This is a genomic window from Amycolatopsis sp. NPDC000009 (genome assembly GCF_055563465.1).
Window position 1 is genome coordinate 325,628 of the sequence record NZ_JBVHDI010000005.1, and the last position, 23,334, is coordinate 348,961.

Genomic DNA, 23,334 nt, shown 5'->3' on the forward strand with positions numbered 1-23,334 from the left:
GCCCTCCCACCGCGCCGCGGCGCGGACACCGGTATGACCACCATCCTCGTGGTCGATGACGAGCCACGGATCCGCAGCACACTTCGGATCTCCCTCTCCGCCCGCGGCTACGACGTCCAGACCGCCGATGACGGGCGAGCGGCGCTCACGGCCGCCGCGGAGGGGAACCCGGATGCCGTGATGCTCGACCTCGGCCTGCCCGACATCGACGGCACCGACGCCATCTCGGCGCTGCGCGAGCGGACGACCGTACCGATCATCGTCCTGTCCGGCCGTACCGGCCCCGACAGCAAGATCGCGGCACTGGACGCGGGCGCCGACGACTACGTCGGCAAACCGTTCGGCATGGACGAGCTGCTCGCGAGGCTGCGCGCGGCACTCCGCCGGGCGCGTACCAGGACCTCCGTGTCGCCGATCCTGACGACGTCCACCCTGACCATCGACCTCGCCTCCCGGTACGTGCGCCACCAGGGTTCCGAAGTCCATCTGACCCCCACCGAATGGAGAGTCCTGGCGATTCTCCTGCGCAACAGCGGAAAGCTGGTGCGCCACGAGGATCTGCTTCACGAGGTTTGGGGGCCTGCCTCCACGGCGAAGATCCACTACCTACGCCTGTACCTGACGCAGCTCCGCCACAAACTCGAAGCCGATCCCTCACGGCCTCGCCATCTCATCACCGCACAGGGAATGGGATACCGGTTCGAGCCGTAGCCCGGCCTAGGACGCGGAATCGGCAGGGGCCAGTGCCAGCGCCAGCAGCCGCGACGCGGTGATCACCCCGATCAGCGTGCCGCCGCGCATCACCGCGGCCAGCGGGCAGCGCAGCCGGGCCATGATCGCCGCGGCCTCGACGAGAGTGTCATCGTGGTCGACGACGGCCAGCTCCGGGCTTCCGGCGGGCAGGAGCTCACGGACCGTCTTGTCCCCCAGCTTGTCCGCGACCCGGTCGGCCATGGATTCGGACAGCACTCCGGCCAGCGAAGGGTCCTCTTGGACGTAGGCGGGCACCAGGAACTTGACCACTTCGGAAGCGGGAAGAACCGAGTGCGGACGACCATCGGCATCGGTGACCACGATGCCGGGCAGCCGGTGCCCGGCCATGAGCTGAGCAGCTTCCAGGGCGAGGGAGTCCAACCCCACGATGGGGAACTCCTCGGCCATGTCGTCGGCACGCATCACCACAGAGTACGGCAAACCCGACATTTCCTACTAAAATGAGCAGCTCCCTGACCTGCCACTACAGATCCTTTACGCGGACTTTACTGGCCTTTACGACATCTTTACTCAAGGAGTGCCGGGAAGTCTGGTCGGCGGCTCGGCTCACAGGGGGTCGGGGACACGAGGCATGCCGTAGGGCGGAGGCCGATGTTCCAGCGAGTCGCCAAAGAACTTCTTTCGGGATTGACAGTGGCGATCGTGGCGCTGCCACTCGCGATCGCCTTCGGGATCACCGCGACCGGGACGTCCGAGGGCGCGCTCGTGGGCCTCTACGGCGCGATCTTCGCGGGATTCTTCGCCGCGGTCTTCGGGGGTACGCCTGGCCAGGTAACGGGGCCGACAGGTCCGATCACCGTGGTCGCCACCGGCGTGATCGCGGCACACGGACTCGAGGGCGCGTTCCTCGCCTTCGCCATGGCGGGGGTACTGCAGATCCTGTTCGGCGTGTGCAGGCTCGGATCGCTCATCCGCTACATCCCCCACCCGGTCGTGTCGGGCTTCATGGGTGGAATCGCGCTGATCATCCTCATCGGCGAACTGGACCAGGTGCGAAGAAGCTTCCTGGTCGTGGCGGTCACGATCGTGCTCATGCTCGCGTCCGCACGGGTGATCAAGTCGATACCGGCGAGCCTGGTCGCGCTCGTGATCATCACCGCGCTGCTCCCGCTCGCCGGCCCGCTGCTGCACGACGTGCGCGTCGGGCCGGTCTCGCTCAACGCCGCGGTCGATTACATCGGCAAGATCCCGGAGTCGATCCCGTCGATCGCCGTTCCCGAGTTCAGCGGGTCGTTGTTCCTCACTCTCCTGTTGCCCGCGCTCAGCATCGCCCTGCTCGGCTCGATCGACTCGCTGCTGACCTCGGTCGTCATGGACAACATCACCGGTGGCAGGCATCGCAGCAACAAGGAACTCGTCGGCCAGGGCCTCGGGAACATCGCCAGCGGACTGTTCGGCGGTATGGCCGCCGCCGGCGCGACCGTCAGGTCCGTGGTCAACATCCGGAGCGGCGGCCGGACCGCCCTGTCGGCCGCCACGCACAGCGTCATCCTCCTCGCGCTGGTGGCCGGACTCGGAGCCGTCGTCCAATACATTCCCCTCGCCGTGCTGTCGGGAATCCTGATCCTGACCGCGATCGGCATGTTCGACTGGGAGAGCCTGCGCAAGGTACACGTGTCGCCGCGCGGGGACATCGTCGTGATGTTCGCGACGATGCTCATCACCGTCCTCGTCGATCTGACCGTGGCGGTCGGTGTCGGCGTCGTGCTGGCACTGATCTTCCATGCCGTGCAGTCACGCCGTCGCAAAGCCTCGATCGTCCACGACGAAGCCGGCACACACCACATCGACGGACCGCTGTCCTTCCTGACCACCGACCGCGTCTTCACCGCCTTGCGCAATGGCGAGTCGAGCCTCACGGTGAACATGGCGAAGGTGAGCTACATGGACCTGTCAGGGGCGAGGGGCTTGCTGACTTTCCTCGATCACTCGCACATGTCCGGTGTCGACGTCGGCATCGAGGAGATACCTCCGCACCTCGAGCACAAGCTGACCGTGCTGGCGAACGACGAACAACGCGAGAAGTTGAAGAGTGCTGTCAGAAGCGGGTCGCCTGCGCCGGCAGGCGAAAGTCCCGCAACCGCTCAAGATCCGGAATAGCGGTGCCCTCCACTCACGGCAGGAGTTTCATGACCGCGATCGACGTACTGCTCAAGCGGAACCGCGAACTCGGCGATGTCGCGCCGGGCGATCGGCGCTCTCCGCAACCATCTCTGCGAGTGGCGGTTTTGACGTGCATGGACGCTCGTGTGCGAGTCTTCGAAATCTTCGGTCTCATCCAAGGCGAGTCGCATGTGCTACGCAACGCGGGCGGCGTGGTGACCGACGACATGATCCGCTCTCTCGCCCTCAGCCAGCGAAAACTGGGCACCCGCGAAGTGATGATCGTCCAGCACACCGACTGCGGGCTGTCGCTGGTCACCGAGGACGATTTCAAGGACGAACTCGAGGCCGACACGGGGCTCCGGCCGACGTGGGCGGTCGAAGCCTTCCGTGAGGTGTCCGACAGCGTCCGCCGGTCGATGCAACGAGTGAAGCGCTGCGATTTCCTTCCCCACACCGACAATGTTCGCGGCTTCGTCTACGACGTCAAGACCGGCGAGCTGACAGAGGTCGAGTAGAGCCTGCCCACCTCAGGGCCCCGGTAGCCGGTGCCTGATGACGCGGGAACGCGAAGAGGAACAGCGGCGAAATGATTCCGTCGTTGTAGCCGCTTTCCACGTTGAGCACGCTGCGCACCCGTGAGGGCAGGCCGCGATCACGCACGACGCGTTCGGCCGGGGCGAAGTCGATGGGCACGACCACTCCGGCGAGGAGCAGCAGCACCGGCCACGGCAGGTTCGGGAACAGCAGCCAGCCGAGCAGCATCGCCGCGACGAGGCTGACCGGCATCGCGATGAGCAGCACGGCGAGGACGATCTCCGCGACGTACAGCATGGCCTCGGTATTGAGCGCGATCGCGATCGAACTTTCGTACACGAGGCCGATCACGACACCCGCGGCGACCATGACGACCGGTGCACCGAGGTTCCACCGGTCCAGCCGTGACGCCAGGACCGAACGGACCGCGATGGCGATCGCGATCATGAGCAAGAGCGAGTTCATGTGACCGTGCTTCGGATCGATTTCGATGTCGGCGGAAGCCTGCTCGTCGGCACTGACCACTGTGGACTCCCCAGGCTCGTCCAGAGTGGCTCTCAGGTGTCCGATCGGCTGGCTGTCGCGGGATCACGGTGCCGGCGGCTCGGGCAGGACGGCGGTCATCGCGCCGTCCACGGTGACGGTCTCACCGGAGACGAACCTGGCCTGATCGCCGAGCAGGAAGGCGACCACGCTCGCGACGTCGCCCGGCCCGGCGAGCTCGCCGACCGGCTGCAGCCCGGTCAACGCTTCGCGGGTGGCCGCGTCACGCCAGCGATGCGCGTTACGCGGCACCATGACGAACCCCGGCCGGACGGTGTTGCACCGCAGCCCGCGCGGCCCGAGTTCCACGGCGGCCGCGCGGCCCAGCGCCTCCAACGCGGCCTTGGCCATCGCGTACGGGGCCTGCCCGCCCCACGCCAGGCCCGCGTGGATCGAACTGACCAGCACGGCGGCGCACGGCCTTCCCCCGGCACGGGCGACCAGCTGCTGCAACGGTTCCAGCGCGGACACCGCACCGACGTCCAGTACGGCGCGCAGCGCGTCCGGTGTCTGCTCGGCGAAGGGGGCGCGATGCTCGCTCAGCAGGCAATGCACCAGTCCGGTCACGCCGCCGAGGGTGTCGAACGCCGCACCGATCACGGCCGGATCGGTCGCGTCACCACGGATCCACGGCACGTCGGCGTGTTCCGGCGGCGGTGGCGCGATGTCCACCACTGCCACCGGCCGTCCCTCCGCCAGCAGCGCGCGTACCACGGCCGAGCCGATACCGCCCGCGCCGCCGAGTACCACCACACCACTCATGACCACTCCCCACCGGTGAAGAAGGCGCGCACGACGAGTCCCGCCGCCGCGACGACCAACGGATTGCCCCGTGCCAGTGGCCGGACCAGTGCCCGTGGCGGAGCCGTCTCGACGCGATCGCGCACCGCGTCGAGCCATCGGTCCGACGGCGCGCCGCTGCCACCGAGGAGGATCAGGTCCGGTCGCATCAGTTCGTACACCGCGTCGGCCACCAGAGCCACCTGGGCGCTGCGCGCCTCGAGAAGCCCGGCCGCGGCCGGATCCGTGTCCGCCAGGCGGATCAGCTCGGTCAGCGAGGCCGCCGGCACCCCGGCGGATCGGGCGGCGGCGAGCAACGCCACATCCGTCCCGCACTCGCCGAACGGCCGGTGACCGCCACCGGCGAGCTCCGGTACGAGGAAGCGACCGAAGCCGCCCTGAACGATGCCGTTCGAGCCGGTACCGAGCGGCCGGCTGAGGTACCCCGTCTCCGTGACGTTGCCGATGAACAGGTACGAGACGGCGTGCCTGCCGAGCCCCGCGCCGAAGGTGAGTTCGGCACCCAGCAGGGCGGGCACGTTGCCGTCCACCACGACGTCGAGCCCGGTCCGCTCACGCAACACACCGGCGACCCGGACGTCGGCCCAGCCCAGTACGTCGTTGCGCACGACCCGGCCGGTCGCCCGGTCCACTTCGCCGCCGGCGGTGACCCCGATGCCCAGCACCGGCCCCGGCGCGGCATCCGCCATCCCAGCCGCCAGTTCCGCGGCGTGCCGCAGGGTGGCCGCGCTGTCCGCCGGATCGCGGTTCTCGGAGAACGTCTCGACGCACCGGCCGGAGAGGTCGATCAAGCCGAGTGTGGTTCGTTCGAGGCCGAGATGCACACCGACCGCGTACCGGCTGGCCGAGTCGAGCTCCACCGGCACCCGTGGCCTGCCGACCCGGGCGGCGGTGGACTGCTCGACGAGTTCACGGACGACACCGGCGGACAGCAAGGGTTCGATGATCCGGCTGACGCTGCCGTGGTTGAGGGACAGTTCCTTCGCGATGTCGCCGCGCGCCAGCGGTCCGCTCCGGACGAGCAACTGGAGCACGGCGGCCGTGTTGGCCTGCCGGGCCTCACGCGGCCGGGTTCCGCTGCGGCCCGAGTGGTTCATCGTCATTCCGGCTTCCCGGACTCGACGCTGTTGGTTTCCTCGAGTTCGACACCGGTGGTGGCCAGCCACGGCGACACCAGCACGATCACCGCGCTCACCAGGAACGCGCAGGCGTACCACGCCACGACCGTGATCCCGTGCTTCTGCGCCAGCATGGGTGCCAGGAACACGTTGAGCGCGATCGCGAGCCGGGTCACGCACTGCGCGATACCGGATCCCAGGCCCCGCAACGAGGTGGGGAACGCTTCGGTGCTCCACACCCAGGACAGCACGCCCGGCCCGAACCAGGTCAGCATGGCGTAAACGACCCAGAAGGCCACCAGGCCGACGCCCTCGCCGGTGAACGCTATTCCCAACCCGGCTCCGAACACCCCGAGGCAAGTCCACACGCCCAGCCAGCGCCGGTTCACGCGGTCGATGATCGCGGCACCCCCCACCACGGCGACCAGTCCCACCACGAAGCCCAGCAAGGAAAAGTACAGCGTGTTGGAGACCCCGATGCCGGTACTGCTGATGATCAGCGGTCCGGCGACCGTCGCCACCGCGCCACCGAAGGCCTGGATGGCGAAGAAGGCCGTGACCGTCGCCAGCCGCCGCCAGGCACCACCGGCCAGCAGCATCCGGTAGCTCCGCTTCTCCGAGACCTCGCGCTTCGGCGGCTCCAGCCCGAGTGCGTCGTAAATTCGTCGTGCCTCCTCCACGCGGCCGCGCGCGCTCAGCCAGCGGGGCGACTCCGGCAGGAACTGCCTCGCCACCAGCACCGCGGCCGCGGGCAGCGCGGCCAGCCCGAACAGCCACCGCCAAGTCTCGTCACCGAACACCGGCTGGAGCGCGAGCGCGAGCACCACCGACGTGACGGCACCACTCAGCCACATCATGTTGGGCAGGCTGCCCGCGATCCGGCCCCGGCGGGATTTGGGCGCGATCTCGGTGAGGAAGGCGTGGGAGGTCGGGATGTCCATCCCCACCGCGACACCGAGCACGAACCGGGCCGCGACCAGTTGCCACACGTCCTGGACGAACGCCGCGGCGAGGGAGGCCACCACGAAGACCACCAGGTTGATCATGAAGATCACCCGGCGGCCGAACCGGTCGGACAGATCGCCGAAGACGACCAGGCCGAGCGCCGTGCCCACGAACGCCGCCGCGGTCACGAGGCCGATCTGGGCGGCGGTGAGGTGGAACGACGGCTTGAGGAACAGGATGGCGGCGCCGATGACGAGCAGGTCGTAGCCGTCGATGAACTCGCCGAACGCGACCAGCCTGCCGGTCCAGTTCCGCACGAACCGCGCCCGCCTCGGCGACATCGCCGAGCGGCTCGTCATCCCCGACACCATCAGGATTCCTCCCCCGCTCCCGCTTTTTGTGCGACGAACACCAAATTAGGAGCGGGCTCGCCTCCCCTGCCCGTATCCGGCGTCTTGGGGGACGATCGGCCCGCCGAATCAGGTCGATCGGGCAAGCGCCCTGCCGATCAGCCGTTCCCGGATCCGGTTCTCACGATCCCGGCGCCGGTTTCATGCCGGACCGATGGCCATCAGCACCGTCCGCGGGTCATCGGGGAGGCGACGACCCGGGGTGCACCGAGTCGGCCCGGGCCGGGTCGACTCCTGTCTCAGGAACACGGCGGACTGTACGGCAGCTCAGCCGACACGAACTCGTCCCACATCTCGCGAGTGAGCGTGTTCCCCGTGATGGCGCAGATGCTGCGCATGGCTTGGGGCACGGTCATGTCCCACAGCCGCACGGTGTGGTCATGGCTGCCGGTGGCGAGGGTGGCGCCATCGGGGCTGAACGCCACCGCGTTGACCTCGGCCTGGTGGCCGGTGAGCGGCTGACCCCACTGCGTCCGGTCGGCTGTCCGCCAGAGCCGCACGGTGTTGTCGCCGCCGCCGCTGGCCACTGTCCGCCCATCCGGGCTGAACGCCACCCGGCGTATGTCGTCCTGGTGCCCTTTGAGGGGTCCGGCCAGCAACGTGGGCTTGGCCGGATCGGAAATGTTCCACAACCGCACCGCGACGTCGCTGTATTCGGTGCCCGTCGCCAGGGTTCTTCCGTCCGGGCTGAACGCCACCGCCAAGGCGTTGGCGTCCGGTCCGATCACGATCTGGGCCAGCAGCACGGGTTCGGCCGGGTCGGCGACGTCCCACAACCGCGCGGTGTTCTCGTCCTTCACATCGCCACCGGTGACCAGGATGCGGCCGTCCGGGCTGAACGCCAACGACCGGACACCGTCGGCATGCCCGGTGATCGGCGCGCCGATGGACGCCGGGCGGGCTGGATCGGTGACGTCCCACAGCCGCACGGTCTGGTCGCCGCCGCCGGTGGCCAGCACGCGGCCATCCGGTCTGAACGCCAAGGCGTTGATGTCGTCTTGGTGGCCGGTGAGCGGCCCGCCCAGCTGCCGCCGATCGGCCGGCGCCCACAACCGGACGGTCCGGTCGCCGCCGCCGGTAGCCAGGATGCGCCCGTCAGGCCTGAACGCCAGCGCGTTGACTTCCCTCGTATGTCCAGTTAGGACAGTGTCGGGTATGTTCCACAGTCGTACCGCCCGGTCGCCACTGGCGGTGGCCAGTACGCGGCCGTCCGGGCTGAACGCCATCGACCGGACGCCGTCGGCATGCCCGGTGATCGGCGCGCCGATGGACGCCGGGCGGGCTGGATCGGTGACGTCCCACAGCCGCACGGTGTAGTCGTCGCCGCCGGTGGCCAGCGTCCGCCCGTCAGGCCCGAACGCCAACGACCGGATGGCGCTGGCATGCCCCGTGATCGGCCTGCCCAGCGCCTCGGGGCGAGCCGGGTCGGCGACGTTCCACAGCCGCACCGTCCGGTCGTTGCTCGCACTGGCCAGCATCCGTCCATCGGAACTGAACGCCACCGAATGAACGGCCGCGGTGTGTCCGGTCAACGGTGGCCCGAAGGGTTCGGCCCGGTCCGGCGCGGCGATGTCCCACAGTCGCATCGTCCGGTCATCGCCGCCGGTGACCAGAGTCCGGCCATCGGGACTGAACGCCACGGAGTAGATGGCGTCGGTGTGCCTGGCCATCGGCGGGCCGAGTGCCGTGGGCTGAGCGGGGTCGGTGACGTTCCACAGCCGTACGGTCCGATCGTCGCCCGCGCTGGCCAGCGTCCGCCCGTCAGGACTGAACGCCAACGACCGGATCGTCTTGGTATGCCCCGTGATCGGCGGGCCGAGCACCCCAGGGCGGGCTGGGTCGGTGACGTCCCACAGCCGCACGGTGTTGTCGGCGCCGCCTGTGCCCAGAGTGCGCCCATCCGGGCTGAACGCCAGCGCACGGGTCGCTTCGCCGTGACTGATGATTTCGTTCAGTAACACCGGGCGGGCCGGATCAGCGATGTTCCACAACCGCACGAGCCGGTCACCGCTACCGCTGCCGGTGGCCAGCGTCCGCCCGTCGGGACTCAACGCCACCACGCTGACGTCCTTGGCGCCCGAGGGCAACGTGGCGGACAGCGGCGCGTTCGCGTCGACGATCAAGTGGGTGCCCGTGTCCGGATCGGCCGGGCGCATCCGGTGGGCGACGAGATCGAGCTGGGCCGCCAGCGACACGTCGATGGCCCGTATCCGGTTCGCCTCGGCGGTGACCTTGTTGAAGATCGCGGCGTCACGTTGTTCCTGGGCGATGTCACGTTGCTGGAAGGCGTAGACAGCGGTACTGGACGCGACGAGGCCAAGAACGGCCAGCATGGTGACCGCGGTTCGACGCACTCTGGCCCGCCGGCTTTCGTGCCGGATCGACGCGCCGAGGAAGGCCGCTCCGAGCGGCGTGAAAGCGGCGCGGTGCTCACTCCTGGACTGCCACCCCCTTGCGATGGCCAGCCGATCGCCGCGATACAGCGATCCGACCGGTTTCCCTTCTCGCTCCCACTGTTCGGCGGCCTCGATCAACTGCTGCCGGATGACCTGATCGGTGCGGCCCGTCTCGATCCAGGCGCCGAGCCGCGGCCACGCCCGCAGCAGCACTTCGTGGGAAAGCTCGACGGCGTTGTCGTCCAGCGTGACCAGACGTTTCTCGATCAGCCAGCCGAGAACCGTCTCAGCGGTCCGCGGCGCGTCGAAACCCTCGACGAGGCCGGCCGGATCCACGCGCCGCCTGGCAGGCGGCGCGTCGTGCCGGACCACGACCAAGTGCATGAGGATGTGCTGGAAGATCACGCGCTGCTCGACCGTGGAACAACGCGCGTAGGCCTCGTCCGCGGTAGCCACGATCGCGCCTTGGATCCGCCCGGTCCGGTCGTAATCCGCCAAGGTCAGCTTGTCGCCAGTGCGCCGCTGCCAGGTGACGGCCAAGGCGTGGGCCAGCAGTGGGAGTCCGCCCGCGTCCGTCCCGATCTCGTGCAGGAGGACCTCGACCAGACTCGGCTCGACGTCGACGCCGATCTGCCGGGCCGGCCGCTCGATGGCCGCTCGCAACCCGGCCGGAGTCATCGCCTGGAGGTTGAACTGGCTTGCCGGCAGGAACGTCGCGAGCTGATCGTCAGCGAGGCAATGGTCGTAGAAGTCGCCCCGCACCCCGAGGACCGCACGCATCGCGATCAGTGCGGCGATGAAACGCCGCCGCTCGGCCTCGCCGGCGCACAGGGTGAACACCTCTTCGAACTGATCCACCACGATGACGGTCCCGTCGGGCAGCATGCTCGCCAGCAGGGCAGGATCAGATCCGACCGCTGAGAGCACGCCATCCACGCTGCCGTCGATGAGCTGCGCGACCTGCTGTGCCAGTGTCTCGCAAGGCTCCTTTCCCGGGGTGAGCAACAACCATGGGCGTCCACTGTCGGCCACCGCGGTTGTCACCCCTGCCCGAAGCAACGACGACTTGCCGGCACCGGACGGTGCGACGACGAAGACCGGCCCGCCGCGGTGATCGATCTTGTCCATCAACACCGACAAGGCCGCCTCGCGGCCGAAGAACCACCGCGCTTGGCCGGGTTGAAACGCACGCAGACCCGGATAGGGGCAGACGTCCTCCGGCCACTCCGCCTGGCTGACGTCGGGCGGGTACGGGTCGTCCGGCAGGCAGATCCACCCCAGCGTCTCCGTTTCCTTGACCCGGATTCGTTTGGGCCGATAGCGGGTCTCGTCGGCAGCGCTGTGCCAGACCACTTCACGGAACAACCAGTCGGAGGTGATCACCGCGAGCACGCCGGCGGACCCGGCGAGGGCCTCCTTCAACGGCGACGCGTCGAGCAACCGGAACGTGTGGTTGATCGCGACGCCGGTCGCGCCGTGCGCGTCGAGCAGAACTTCCCCAGCGTGCAACGCCATCCTCAGCCGGATCTGCTCGCCGGTCCCGTGCGCGCGGTTGTGTTCGTTCAACGCTTTCACCAGGCGACCGGGCACCTGCTCGACGAACAGTTGCTTCGGAACATCCGCCGGCGCAAGGAGAAACACACCGTCACCCCGGTCTTCGCGATGACAGGCGCCCCAGTGCGGGCCGAGCGCATGAGCCAACGCCGTATAAACCGCGTTGCGCACATTCCTCTGTTCCGGGTTCTTCCGGCCGCTGAATCGCTCCACGTCCACAACCAGAACAGTGCGATGCAGCGCATCAGGCGACACGCAGCCTCCCCAGATCACGTCACTCCGCCAACGATTCCGCCATGGTCCCCGCAACCGCGCATAGCCTGACGAGCTTTCACTCGTTCGCGTGAAAGCTCGACATTCTGCGGGTCGGCAACGTGCCGATCATGGATCAGAAACCCGGCGCCGAAGCGGGGGCGCGCAGTGTGCCGAGATACGAAGTCGTTCCCCTTGCTCCTGAATTCGCCGACACACAACAGTTGGAGCGTCGGGGTGCACGCGATAAATCGTCAATACGCGCGCTATTCGGTGGGCTGGGAAAACGAAGCGAATAGAGCAGGGCGGAGGGAGGTCGGCTCGGGCGCTGCCTGGGGGTTGTACAACACCCGAGCCGGCCGATGACACCTTCCCCACCGTCCGGGAATCTATTCGACCTGACTCAGAATCTTCTCCATGGCGGCGAACCGGACCTGCAAATCGGCGAGCTGCGCCTTGGTTTCACCGAATTGCTTGTCGACGTTCTCCTGCGCGGCCACCGCACGCTCGGCCAGCGATCGGTACGCCGCCTCACGCGCGATGTTCGCCTTCGCCCTGACGGAGGCGGCGACCTGCCAGATGGCCACCGTGATCACGCAGGTCAGGAGCACGAAGATGCCGATGACACCGACGAGCTCTTGCCAGCCGCGGATACCCATGTCAGTCTTCCCTTCCGTCCGCCGCACCGGCGGGTTCGTGCGCGGGCAGCGTGCGCGCCGCAGCCGCGATGCTTTCCGGCGTGAGGTGGTACGCGAACGGGGTCACCTCGTAGAACTTCATCGCCTTCCCGTCATGCGAGATCTCCAAACGGGCTTCGACCAGGCCCACTGCTTCGAGCTTCCGCAGATGAACCTGCAGGAGGGCCCGGCTGATCCCCAGCTCCCTGGCCAGTCTGCTGACGTAGTTACGCTCGCCGACGAGAGCCGCGATCACGCGCATGCGGTGCGGGTTCGCCAGCGTTGCGAGAACCTGGGCCAGCGCCTCCCCCGTAGGCGGTTCCGTGGTCACGTGGATACCCAGCACATGCCAATAGATACTAGCACATGTTACCCGGAGCTACCCTTTCCTGACGCAGGCCCACCGGCGGAGTCCCGAGACCGGGGAAGCCCGGGAATTCAGCTCGAAACCGTCCGCGCCCGACGAAATACCTACGCCATGGCGCCACCGGCACCGGAATCGATCCGCTCGCGGTCGGATTTCCCCTGCTCGCCCGGCCCGGTGCCCCATACGCATCGCCCGCCTTCGGGTGAAGCGCGTATGCGAACACGGCGGTAACACTGAACGAGTAACAAGTCGGGCGATCAAAATCTCGCGCCGGTCGCTGGCCACACCGGCGCCGATCGACCGGCCCAGCCCTCGGCGCATCCGCAGCCCGGTACGGGCGATCGCCTCGTTGCCGGGTCGTGCGGCCAGTGGTTCGACCAGTATCCGCACCGTCGGCGACCGGTCGCCGTCGAAGGCCACGGACCATTCGACCGGGGAATGGTCATCGGCCACATCGGACAACCAGGCAGGGCCTTCGCCGACCGGCCGGTCGGCGGTGTCACTGAGGAACAGATCCAGCAGTTCCTTCGCCGCGGCATGGGATTCGCGCAAGCCGAGTGCGTCCAGCAGATTCGCGACGGCGGCTTCCGCTTGTGCTACAACGACACCACTTCCCGTTCCCGGGGCTGTGGCCGATCCGCCTTGCCGTCCGGGAGCCAACGCAGCCAGCGAGGCAATGTCCACGCCCGCTCACCCAGCAACGTCAGCGCGGCGGGCACGAGCACCCCGCGTACGACCGTCGCGTCGATCGCGATGGCCACCCCGAGGCCGATCCCGAGCATCTTGTTCTCGATCGAGGTCAACGTGACGAACACGCTGAACACCACGACCATGATCACGGCCGCGCTCGACACCACGCCGGCGCTGTGCCCGATGCCGCCGATGACCGCGTCCTTCGCGCTCGCGCCGGCCGCCCAGCGTTCGCGGACCCGGCTGAGGATGAAGATGTGGTAGTCCATGCTGAGCCCGAACAGCACCACGAACATGAACAGCGGGAGCCAGCCCATCACCCCGCCGTACGAGGTGAAACCGAGCAGGCCGCTGAGGTTGCCGCCTTGGAAGATCCAGGTGACCACGCCGTACGCCGCGCCGATCGAGAGCAGATTCAGCAGGATCGAGACGATCGGGATCGCCAGCGACCGGAAGGCGAACACCAGCAGGATGAACGCCAGCAACAGCACGAACGCGAACACCATCCAGGTGTTCTCCCGCAGCTGCACGGTGAAGTCGTACGCCTGCGCCGTCTTTCCGGTCACCGCCGCTTCGACGCCGGGCACCTGGCCGACGGTCGCGGGAACCGCCTTGCCACGCAGGTATTCCAGCGCACGCTCCGAAGTCTCGTCCGTGCTCGACCCCGCCAGTGGTACCCGGACTACCACCGCCCGGTCGACCCGGTCCACGGTGATGGGTTCCGCCAGCAGTCCGCCGCTGGCCGCGATCTGGCCGTGCAGGCCGTCGATCGCCTGGCGCAAGGCGGGCGAGTCGGCCTGAGCGCCGTCAGGGTTCGAGATCACCACCCGTGCCGGTACCGGAACACCGGGGAACGCTTCCTGCATCCGGATCGCGGCGTCCACAGTGGGCACGTCGCGAGGCAGGCTGTTGATCGCCGCGGCGTCCTGCAGGCGCATGCTGAGCGCCGGCATCGCGACCATCAGCAGCACCAGCACGCCGGCGCCACCCCACAGCAGGGGCCGCTTGGTCACCAGCCGCGCCACTCCGGTCCACACCTTCGACTCCTCGGCCGCGGTCCGGCTGCGCCCGAGCCACGGGATCTTGCCCTTGTCGACGCGGTGGCGCAGCGACGCGAGGATCGCGGGCAGCACGGTCACCGAAGCGATCATCGCCAGCCCGACGACCAGGGACAGGCCGATCGTCCCGCCGACGAACACGCCGAGGCCGGTGAACAGCAGGCCGACCAGGCACAGGATCACGGTGAACCCGGAGAAGAGCACCACATGCCCGGAGGTGCGCGCCGTGGTCTTCAGCGCCGTGGCGTCGTCGCGCCCGGCATGCCGCTCTTCGCGGTAGCGACGCAGGTAGAACAGTGAATAGTCGATGCCGACCGCGACCCCGACCAGCAGAATGATCGCCGAACCGGCGCTGTTGATCGGGATGACCTTGCCGACGACCATGACGAGGCTCAGCGCGCCGACGATACCGGTGATCGTGAGCAGCACCGGGATACCGGCCGCCACCAGCGAGCCGAACACGATCAGCAGGATCAGCAGCACGAAGGGCAGGGAAAGCAGGTGCGAACGCTGGAGATCGTCCTTGACCGCCGTGTCGACGGCCGAGGTCAGGCTGCGGTCGCCCGCCTGCACGACCCGGACGTCCTGGTGGTTCGCCGCGACGGTTTCGACCGCCTTGGTGGCGGTGTCCATGTGCTCGTAGAACTGATCGACGGGCCAGTTCACCACGAACGAGACCAGCCCGGACGAGCCGTCGCGGGAGACGTAGCCCTCGGCGGCCGACTCCAGTGGTGACTTGACCTCACCGACCGCGTCCGGATGCTTTTTGAGCTCGGCGACCAGGTTTTCGGCGGCCGCGACCAGACGCGGGTCGTCTTCGAACCGCCCGCCGCCCGGTTCGAGCGGCTGGATCAGCACATTCTCGTGGTAGCGGATGTACTCGTTCTGCTTGTTCATCGCGGCCTGTGCCCTGCCGCCCTCGCCGGGCTGCAGGTTGACCGCGTCCGGTCCACCGATCGTCATGCTCGCCACCACGGCGAGCAGCACCAGGCCGAGCCAGCCGAAAATGGCCGTCTTGCGGTGCGTCGCGGCCCAGACCGCGATGCGTTCCGCGAACGCTCCTTGCCCCCGGCGCCCCTTGGGCGGCGTCGGCGAACCGTCCCCGTCCGCTCTGTCGCGCGCCGGCTCGCGAATGCCGTCCATGAGCTGTCCTTTCCCCTGAAGACCGCGGAAGGCTAGAGAAGCGAAACTCATCACCTGCAAAGTAACGCTAGCACATGCTCTCTACGCCTATCAGGAGCTCATCGAGAGTGAGGCGCGGCCGGTCCACGCCCCGGGCGATCGCGCACTCGAGGTGGTCCACCCGATGCCCGACCTCGGCCGGGCACTCGCCGAGCCCGCGGAGTTCGCTCTTGACCTGCTCGGCGAGCAGGCGTTCTTTGCGCCGCCAGGCCGCGGCAGCCACCACTCCGCCGACGAGAACGACAGCCCCGAGCAGCTGCCCGAATGTCAACCCGCACCTGGCACTCACTCTTCGACCCCGTTCGTCACTCACCGTCGGAGTGAGCTACAGCTGGCGCAGCGGAACGCGGGGCAGCCCGCTCACGCATCACCGCGGCGATCCGGACGGCATACAGCGAGTTGCCGCCCAACTCGCAGAAGGGGCGAAAGCGGCACCAGCCGACGGTCACGGCCATCGCCGAACACCTGACCGGGCTTCTCGAACCGGCCGCGTGAGCGGATAGCTCGGCTATAGAACGGATATCAAGAAGCCCCGATGATGCTCAGGACAAACGGTTCGAACAACAAGGAGCTCCCGTGACCGACGATCAGGACGACGACCAGCCGGCTTGACATCCACACACCATCGCGATGGACGACGTTGCCGACCATACGCCGGCCCATGCCCGTCCGAACCCTTGTGCCGCAGGGTACTGACCTCGCCGGGCACGGCTGCTCAAGCGAGTCGTACCAGGTATACCTCGACGAGGCTCACCTGTTTTCACGAGCGTCGCCGGGCACGGCGTGCTTCACCACGTCGTGTACCTCGACCACGGTCACGGCTTCGATCTCGAACCTCTCCAGGTCGTCGAAGTATCGAGGATAGTCACCCCGCCTGGTGAAGAATCTTACTGTCGCGCCGTGCGTGAGGTAGTCGTCTTCAATACCGACGGACAGCACGGCGACCAGCGATTTCGAGGCCTCGAAATCACGCGCGGCCAGCATCGCGCCGGTGATGAATCGCCGCGCCCTGGCCACCATGCCGGACAAGAACCGGTCGCGTTCCCGCGGAATCCCTGTCGGAGGTATCCAGACGTCGTTGGTCTCATATTCATGGTCGGCGATCCGATCCGCGGAAACTGGCTCTCGATCCGTGGAATACAGACTGCCGAGCAGCAGCGAACCGGCCGGGCCGATCAGCCAGCCTGCGTCGAGGATATCTTGCAGGTCACGCGGAAACTCGGCATCGTGGACACGCTCCGACTCACTCCAGAGCCGCTCCATCGGCGAATTGTGTCTCACGGCCTTCCCAACCCTAGATATCGGTATGCTCTGGCGATGGCACTCGCCGGAATTTTACGCGCTGCACGCTCGGGTAGGACAGCGCCATTACCAGCCACCCACTTGCCGTCCTCTGGTCGGAAGTAGTACTTGTTCGGATCGGCACCGCGTCCCATGAACTGGAGATGGATACCCGCCCCTGGCCGGCCAGGATTCTGGTTTTCCAGATCCACGCGGAACGAGTTGTCCTTCGCCGTGAAGAGCGTCTTGCTGTTGATGATCGGAGCCGATGCGGCACTGGTCAGCGAACATCCCGTCGGAGGGGCGTTGTGCACCAGCACCGGCAGGTCACCGGCGACGACGTAGTAGGTGTTGATGCCGGCGACGCTCAGGTTGTGCACGGTCTGCGTCACTGTTCGCTTCACGCTCGACGTGATGGCCGCCGATCGGCCGTCGGGTGTTCGCAGGCGTTGGCCGGGTATGAGGACTTCGGCGTCGGTCCAGGTCCGTGAGCTGTCGTTCCAGAACGGGTGGCCGTCGGTGGCCACGATCGTGCCGGTCGCGTCGCCGACGTCCCCGTCGGTGTCGAGGGTGATGTCGACGAGGTCCTTCCGGCCGGAACCGGTGATGAGAGCGGCCACGGACCTGGCGCCCGATGTACCGGTTTCCGGATCGGTCGCGGCGACCAAGTCACCGACCTTGACGGATTCGATCGGTTTACGGCTGCCATCGGCCATCAACACCAGAGTGCCGGGCACGAAACTGTTCGCCGGGCATCGATCCGGCTGCCCGGCCGTGCCGGAATCCTCTTCGGCGTCTCGGTCCGTCGCAGGCTTGCCGCTGGTCCGTTCACCAGACGGCACCGACGGCGTGCCTGCCGATTCGCGGGTGCCTCGCCGGGACGAGCCACCATCTGGCGTCGAGTCCCTCGATGACCGATCGGCCGACCGTCCGGGCCGGGACACGTTCGGCACTTCGGTCACCGGCATCGGAATGACGCCCGGTCCACGGCCGCCACCGCCCTCGGCGCGGCGCGAATCCGTGCCCGGCCGGGCCGGGGTTCGTCCGGCTGACGCGTCCACCGGGGCGGCAAGGGGAGCGGGCGTGGTCGTGTCAGTGGGTTGATCACCGGCGTTCGGCTCCGGTGCCCGCCCGTCTTTCCGGTCGGGGATGGCCGCGTCGATCGCCTTCACCGGTTTGGCGAACTTGCCCGGCCCCACGACGTCGCTCAGGATGCCGCCGATGCCGGAAGCGGGAGCGTCCTTGAAGTCCTCGACCGCCTTCTCGGTGCTTTCGACGGCCCGGTTCCACGTTCCCTGAGGATCGTTCCAGGCATCGGTCGCGGTGTTCGCGATGCCTTCGGCGGCGTCCTGGGCGTACTTCTCGATCTGCCGCTGTGCTTCCTGATCGCCGTCTTTCGCGCGGTTGAGCAGGTCCAGGGCTTCCCCGGCCTGCTGGGCGCCGTCGTGCAAAGACGCGTAGCCGCCGGCCGCGGCACGCCGTCCCAAGGTGAGCCAGTCGGCGTTCTTGTCCTCGGCCGCGCGTTCCCGGGCGATCTCGTCCTGGGCCCAATCCCTGGCCGTGGACAGTGCACCTCCGACCGTGCTCTCGACGGACTCCTCGACCTGCGCCAAGACACTCTTCTCCGGCGGGTGGGGCCGTGCCGTGCTCGACCCGTCACGTGGGGCGGGCTTGTCCGATCGAGGCATCAGCAGCGGAAACCGCTCTTCCCGGTCGCGTGTGGGCGAGGCGGCCAGAACGTCCTTGAGATGCGGCGGAACAGGTTCGCGGTCGGCTTCCCGGACGTCGTGAGCGGCGGGGAACAGCGGATCCCTGCGCTGAGGCTGCTGGCCCCCCATAAAGGAGGTCGCGAAGATGTTCCGGCATCCGCACCGGCGCGGAAGGCTTCTCGTCACCCTGGGGTGGGATCCGCGCCGCCGTGCCAGGGTCGCCAGGCGGGTTCGAGCCGTTGTCACGCGGCCGCGCATGCGGCGATTCGGGATTGGCGTACGCCAGCCGGTTGCGTGCCTGCCTGCGCGACTGTTCCTCACGTTGCCCGGCGGTCGGTTCCGGTGCCGTGGAGCGGACGGTCACGGCGTTCCTGTCGCCGCGTGGCGGTTCGGGGTTGGCGTAGGCGAGCCGGTTTCGCGCCTGTCTGTGTGCTTGTTCCTGGAGTTGCCGAGGGGTCGGCTCGGGCGCGGTCGATCGGACGGTTACGGCGTTCTTGTCGCTGCGCGGCGGTGCGGGATTGGCATACGCCAGCCGGTTGCGTGCCTGCCTGCGCGACTGTTCCTCACGTTGCCCGGCGGTCGGTTCCGGTGCCGTGGAGCGCACGGCCACCGCGTCCTGGCCACGGCGAGGCGACGAAGAACCGCTCGCCGAGTGCGACGAATCGGACTGTCGTCCCCGCTCCCGGTCGGCGGGCCGCGCCCGTGCCTCATCGCCCGATCGCCGTAACGCGGTGTCACGGCCGCCATCCGTGCCACGCCGGTCCTCCGCCTTCTTCTTCTCGGCCTTGGCGATACGCGCCTTCTTGCCACGCTGCTCATTATTGCCAGACGGACCAGCATCGACACGCTTACGATTCTCGACCTGCCGCTTCTCCGCGACCTTCCGGTCCTCCGCCTTCCTCTTCTCGGCCTTGGCGATACGCGCCTTCTTGCCACGCTGCTCATTATTGCCAGACGGACCAGCATCGACACGCTTACGGTTCTCGACCTCCTTCTGCGCCGTGTTCTTCCCGGGCGAAGGCGGCGAGATGGGTCCGGGCGCGGCTTGCGCCTGCTGTGCCGCGGCGAGAACGAAGAAGACGGATATCGCCCCACCCGACACCGTGTACAGAAGCGATCGCTGGAAGGAATCCCGCCTACTGTCCATGCACCCCACCTCATCGGTCCGGTCGGCAAGACCGAAAGCCTGCCCCGAACCGGTTCAGTGGCCATACATTCCCGGTACATTCGCAGCCTGCCGTTCGGCACACCAGACCGCGCGTGACCCGGCGAATTCCCACTTCTCGCCGGGTGAACGCTGCTGCCCACCAGGTCCGCCGCCGAGCCTGGGACCAGCGCGGTCGACGTCTGTCAGATGGGTGCTGGTGGCAGTCGGGATCTGTATGCAAAGAACCCTTGTCGCTGAGTGGCGAGGGTGCGCTGCTGCTGTTCAAGGTCAGCCAGGCCGGAGCCCCGGAGATCGCAACTCGAACTGGTTCACCTGAACCTGACAGGTTTCCCTCGTCAGAACGAACCGTCTGGAGCCCCTGACGGCACTGTCGATGATCCACCGCCGCATCGGCACCATGCAGTTACAGCCATAGCGGCGGTGTCAGCCAGCGGCCGTTCGTTTGACCAATCTCCTGATCTGGGCGCTCCTGGTCCTGTAGGTGAACAAGAATGAGCCGCTGGCTGACAGGGCACCAGTGAGCGTTCGGGGCAGGGACGTCCCGCTCGATGATGACGGTGAGCTTCTCGGCCACCCATCTACCGAGCGCCCTGCCAGGGGTTCAGGCCCTGGACGTAGTCAGGCGGGCGGAAGAGGCCGCCGAGGACGTGCACAAGGCGGGGGCAAGCCGTAGTGTCAGTGGCGTGTCGGCAGGTGGCTGAAAACCAGCGTCGTCGACGGTATCCGCCCCGTCGGCGAACGCGGCGAAGTACCTGCCCACGCGGATCTCGCAAGCAGCTTCAAGCATGGTCTTGACGACCCGCGTGGCACTAGCCATCTTCTTCCAAGTTCAACAAAAGACTCCTCGCGGACGTAATTCCGCTGTTCATTGCTCGGCGCAGGAGTTTCCGAGCTTCGACCTTGTCGCCATCTTCTATTCGCAACTCAGCAATTCTGATCAACGCCCAGTGATCACCCTCTCCTGCTAGGCGCCGCAGAAGATGATCCGCTCCGGTAACATTTCCACGCTTCCGTCGAGCTTTGGCGACCTCGTACCATGCTGAATTGTCCGACTTGACCACAGACGCACGCTCGTATTGCTCGGCAAGCCGCTCCGCCTCAGCGCTATCACCGGCTTCCTCTGACAGCACGGCAAGTCTCACAAGTGCGTATTTCTGCCCAGCCTTCAACAGCCGTCGATAGATTTTGCGCGCGCGCCGTTTTTGCCCCTGTTTCGCGCGAAGATCTCCCAGTTCCATCAACGCCCAGCCGGATCCGGCATTAGAAGCCCGCCACAGCAGACCTATTCCGCGACGCTCATCTCCGTACCTCAAGTGCATCGTACCGGCAACACTCAACGCATTTGGGTTCCCGAATTTCTCCGCCAAATCACAGTAAGCAAGAGTCAGATTCGAGTCCCCGGACGTACTGGCGATGATGATCATCTCAGTGATCGCGCCACGAAATCCAAGTTTCATAGCATGCATCATCACAGCCAATGCACGATCCTTGTCTGCGGATACATACCTCCACGCCAGGCCAGTGAGAGCCTCGTCGTTGCCGTTCAGGAAAGATCTCGTGGCGAGATGCAGAGCGAGATCGTGCTCGTCTTGATCAGCAAGATCCCTGGCCTGATACTCGACAGCCCTTGCCCCTCCAATAGCGAGAGCCTGCTCGTACAGTTGCCCTGCTCGATCGGACTCCCCCAGACGTGTATGGATCGACGCTAACCCGACGATAGCGTGAGGGTTTTCTCCGTCGTCAGCCAAGGTGTACCACGCCTTTGCTGCATCCCATTCGCCCTGGTCTTCGTGCCAAGTACCCATAAGCACCTGGGACCAGGTGTCGCCGTTCTCGGCTGCCCGCCTCCGGTACAACAAAGCAGCTTCACGGCCTTCGGCTTCGCTTATCAAGGAAGCAAACCCTGCTAATCCTGACCCGACACCGCGCACTCCGGCGGCCCGAGCCAGCTGATGAGCGATAGCCGTCCGACCCCGGGTGTAGGCCGCCCTGGCAAGTGCAGCCTGATCCTCACCCGCGACGTCATCACACAGAGCGGCAAGCCAGAATGCGTCTGGCGGACAGATTTCCGACCGCGTCCGCTTGCCATATTGCTCAAGGTAATCAACCAGTCGGTAGCTAGTCTCAAGCTCCGCCGCCGAGTTCTTCCTGACACGAGACAAGGGGCCACGCGCTCCTCGACACAACGGCAGCAAATAGTCGATTGCACAGGAAAACCAGTCATTTGACAAGCCATCCCGTTGCAATTCAGTCAAATATGCCTCCGCGGCATCACCCAGGAACGTCGCGGGCAGAGATGATTTCCAGCCAAACCTGCGCGCGTCCATAGCAGCATGCAAGATGGATTGCGCCGCAGGATCCGCTGTTAAATAGCGTTCAACCTGAGCTGGGCCACCCGCCAGGTATTGCGCAACGTGACCCTCCTCGGCATTGGATTCAGCTTCCGCAAGCCGCGGGTCATTTTCGGCCGCTCCAGCGAGCAGCCGCAACTCAACCTCGGTAAAGGTCTCTGGCACCGGAATGAAGTGTCCAGTGACAAGTCTGCGTACCTGCGGTCGGGTATCGTTCTTGATCTCTGCCGGAGCGAGCCGAAGGCGATACTCATGCCACAGAGTCCCCAGAATCAAGACTGGCGCACGGTCGAGATCCTGGAGTACCGCGATGAGCCACGAGGCGATCGCTTCATCTCGCTGGACGTCGTCGGTATACAGGTATCGATGCAACTCGTTGAGCCACAGCACCGTATGAGGACCAACTTCTGGTAGCTCTGTCAGTAGTTCATCCGCAGAGGTCGGGTGCCACAACCGCCACGGTTCAGGTAGGCGCTGAACCTGTTCCCAGGCCGAGCGTGTCTTGCCAGTTGAAGAATTGCCCAACAGCACGGCGAGGCCACTCTCGCCGGCCAACGCCCGATCGACGACCTTTTCAAGATCACTGTCATGTTGGCGTCGGACATATGTCGGCAACTGCGGCAGCCGGTGGTCGAGTTCAGAAGAACTGATCGCCTCATGCACCTCTAGCGCGTACGGATCCTGAATCTCAGATACCCGCCGGCCCAGCGCGACCTGAGCGTCAGGCCCGGGGGCCCTCGGTGCCGCACAGCGCAGCAGCTCCGACGCTGCCGCAGCATCGAAAGCTTGATGCTGTTTGTCCACGGTTATGGTCCGTGACGCGCGCCGCAGCGGATCAGCGAACTCCGCCTGGATATCGACCCACCACGCTTCACCCTGCTCAGGATGTGACAGGACAAGGATCACCGGAGCATTTCCGCGAAGCCAAGAGTTGAGATCACGCTCGTCACATGTGTACCGGAATGAGGTGTCAGTCTCGGCCGTGAACGGTAAGGTGCTGGCCTTGCTCTGGACAAGCAGTACCAGGTTGAGCACCTCAGCGCTCGACGGGTCAACGAGATCGATGTGACCGTCGATGCCGTGGTCGACCCTGCGCGGATGGAAAAGAAAACCCATCTCGGTGACCCGAGTGTGGATCAACGCAATACCAGCTTCGCCGATGAGCGTCTGGCGACTGACCTTCTTACCTCGGGACACTAGGCAGTCAATCCTTACCGCTCACACAGAGTCCGACGACATGGGTGTTGGGCCAGTGTGCCGCATGAGAACGACACTGCCGGTAACTTGGCAAGGGCACTGTCTACATCCTCCGTCAGCAACTCCCGAACTCCTGGGCGATCAACCAGCTCGGCTGCATCCTCGCGGTAGGCTACCGAAGACCTCGGCGCTGTTGATGGGCTCGGGGTGCCGTACTCGCC

At 66.7% G+C, this 23,334-nt stretch carries 17 protein-coding genes; 3 read left to right on the plus strand and 14 right to left on the minus strand.

Features of this window, described 5'->3' with window-relative positions; translation table 11 throughout:
• The first annotated feature begins 33 nt into the window (after positions 1-33).
• A complete protein-coding gene (locus ACZ3HL_RS17445) occupies positions 34-711 on the plus strand; it encodes a response regulator (RefSeq protein WP_465532025.1) in 678 nt (225 codons plus the stop codon).
• Between the two features lie 6 nt (positions 712-717).
• Here the strand turns inward: ACZ3HL_RS17445 and ACZ3HL_RS17450 are convergent, their stop codons facing one another.
• The gene (locus tag ACZ3HL_RS17450) at positions 718-1,176 is read right to left on the minus strand and encodes a CBS domain-containing protein (RefSeq protein WP_465419676.1); all 459 of its coding nucleotides are present in this window, start codon (positions 1,174-1,176) and stop codon (positions 718-720) included.
• 189 nt (positions 1,177-1,365) lie between these two features.
• On the opposite strand from ACZ3HL_RS17450, the gene ACZ3HL_RS17455 reads away from it, so the two are divergent.
• Together ACZ3HL_RS17455 and ACZ3HL_RS17460 are read left to right on the plus strand one after the other, a co-directional pair.
• The gene (locus tag ACZ3HL_RS17455; protein ID WP_465532027.1) at positions 1,366-2,874 is read left to right on the plus strand and encodes a SulP family inorganic anion transporter; all 1,509 of its coding nucleotides are present in this window, start codon (positions 1,366-1,368) and stop codon (positions 2,872-2,874) included.
• Between the two features lie 29 nt (positions 2,875-2,903).
• Entirely contained in the window at positions 2,904-3,395 is a 492-nt protein-coding gene (locus ACZ3HL_RS17460; RefSeq protein ID WP_465532029.1) for a beta-class carbonic anhydrase, read from the plus strand.
• Here ACZ3HL_RS17460 and ACZ3HL_RS17465 read toward each other — a convergent pair.
• The 13 genes from ACZ3HL_RS17465 to ACZ3HL_RS17525 all read right to left on the minus strand — a co-directional run bounded on the left by ACZ3HL_RS17465 (position 3,364) and on the right by ACZ3HL_RS17525 (position 23,113).
• The gene (locus ACZ3HL_RS17465) at positions 3,364-3,939 is read right to left on the minus strand and encodes a hypothetical protein (protein ID WP_465532031.1); all 576 of its coding nucleotides are present in this window, start codon (positions 3,937-3,939) and stop codon (positions 3,364-3,366) included. The two genes, ACZ3HL_RS17460 and ACZ3HL_RS17465, sit on opposite strands and share 32 nt — an antisense overlap.
• 63 nt (positions 3,940-4,002) lie before the next feature.
• Positions 4,003-4,719, minus strand: coding sequence for an SDR family NAD(P)-dependent oxidoreductase (locus tag ACZ3HL_RS17470; protein WP_465532033.1), 717 nt, complete (start codon positions 4,717-4,719; stop codon positions 4,003-4,005).
• Complete coding sequence (locus tag ACZ3HL_RS17475) at positions 4,716-5,861, minus strand: ROK family protein (RefSeq protein ID WP_465532035.1); 1,146 nt, start codon at positions 5,859-5,861, stop codon at positions 4,716-4,718. Before ACZ3HL_RS17475 ends, ACZ3HL_RS17470 begins: the two co-directional genes overlap by 4 nt.
• Entirely contained in the window at positions 5,858-7,180 is a 1,323-nt protein-coding gene (locus tag ACZ3HL_RS17480; RefSeq protein WP_465532037.1) for an MFS transporter, read from the minus strand. Before ACZ3HL_RS17480 ends, ACZ3HL_RS17475 begins: the two co-directional genes overlap by 4 nt.
• Positions 7,181-7,470: 290 nt before the next feature.
• On the minus strand, positions 7,471-11,268 hold the full coding sequence (locus ACZ3HL_RS17485; RefSeq protein ID WP_465532039.1) for a WD40 repeat domain-containing protein: 3,798 nt from the start codon (positions 11,266-11,268) through the stop codon (positions 7,471-7,473).
• A gap of 554 nt (positions 11,269-11,822) precedes the next feature.
• Positions 11,823-12,092 (minus strand): hypothetical protein, encoded by a 270-nt coding sequence (locus ACZ3HL_RS17490; protein WP_465419722.1) that lies wholly within the window; start codon positions 12,090-12,092, stop codon positions 11,823-11,825.
• 1 nt (position 12,093) lies between these two features.
• Positions 12,094-12,441 carry an ArsR/SmtB family transcription factor gene (locus ACZ3HL_RS17495; protein WP_465419724.1) on the minus strand — a complete coding sequence of 116 codons (348 nt, stop codon included), beginning with the start codon at positions 12,439-12,441 and terminating at the stop codon, positions 12,094-12,096.
• Between the two features lie 632 nt (positions 12,442-13,073).
• Positions 13,074-15,368 carry an MMPL family transporter gene (locus tag ACZ3HL_RS17500; RefSeq protein ID WP_465532041.1) on the minus strand — a complete coding sequence of 765 codons (2,295 nt, stop codon included), beginning with the start codon at positions 15,366-15,368 and terminating at the stop codon, positions 13,074-13,076.
• 67 nt (positions 15,369-15,435) lie between these two features.
• Positions 15,436-15,678: a hypothetical protein gene (locus ACZ3HL_RS17505; protein WP_465532043.1), complete on the minus strand. Its 243-nt coding sequence runs from the start codon at positions 15,676-15,678 to the stop codon at positions 15,436-15,438.
• A 479-nt stretch (positions 15,679-16,157) separates the two neighbouring features.
• A complete protein-coding gene (locus tag ACZ3HL_RS17510; RefSeq protein WP_465532045.1) occupies positions 16,158-16,670 on the minus strand; it encodes a hypothetical protein in 513 nt (170 codons plus the stop codon).
• Positions 16,671-16,684: 14 nt separating this feature from the next.
• The gene (locus ACZ3HL_RS17515) at positions 16,685-18,301 is read right to left on the minus strand and encodes a Hint domain-containing protein (protein WP_465532047.1); all 1,617 of its coding nucleotides are present in this window, start codon (positions 18,299-18,301) and stop codon (positions 16,685-16,687) included.
• 43 nt (positions 18,302-18,344) lie between these two features.
• Positions 18,345-19,544, minus strand: coding sequence for a hypothetical protein (locus ACZ3HL_RS17520; RefSeq protein WP_465532049.1), 1,200 nt, complete (start codon positions 19,542-19,544; stop codon positions 18,345-18,347).
• A gap of 830 nt (positions 19,545-20,374) precedes the next feature.
• A complete protein-coding gene (locus ACZ3HL_RS17525; RefSeq protein ID WP_465532051.1) occupies positions 20,375-23,113 on the minus strand; it encodes a DUF4365 domain-containing protein in 2,739 nt (912 codons plus the stop codon).
• Between the last annotated feature and the right edge of the window lie 221 nt (positions 23,114-23,334).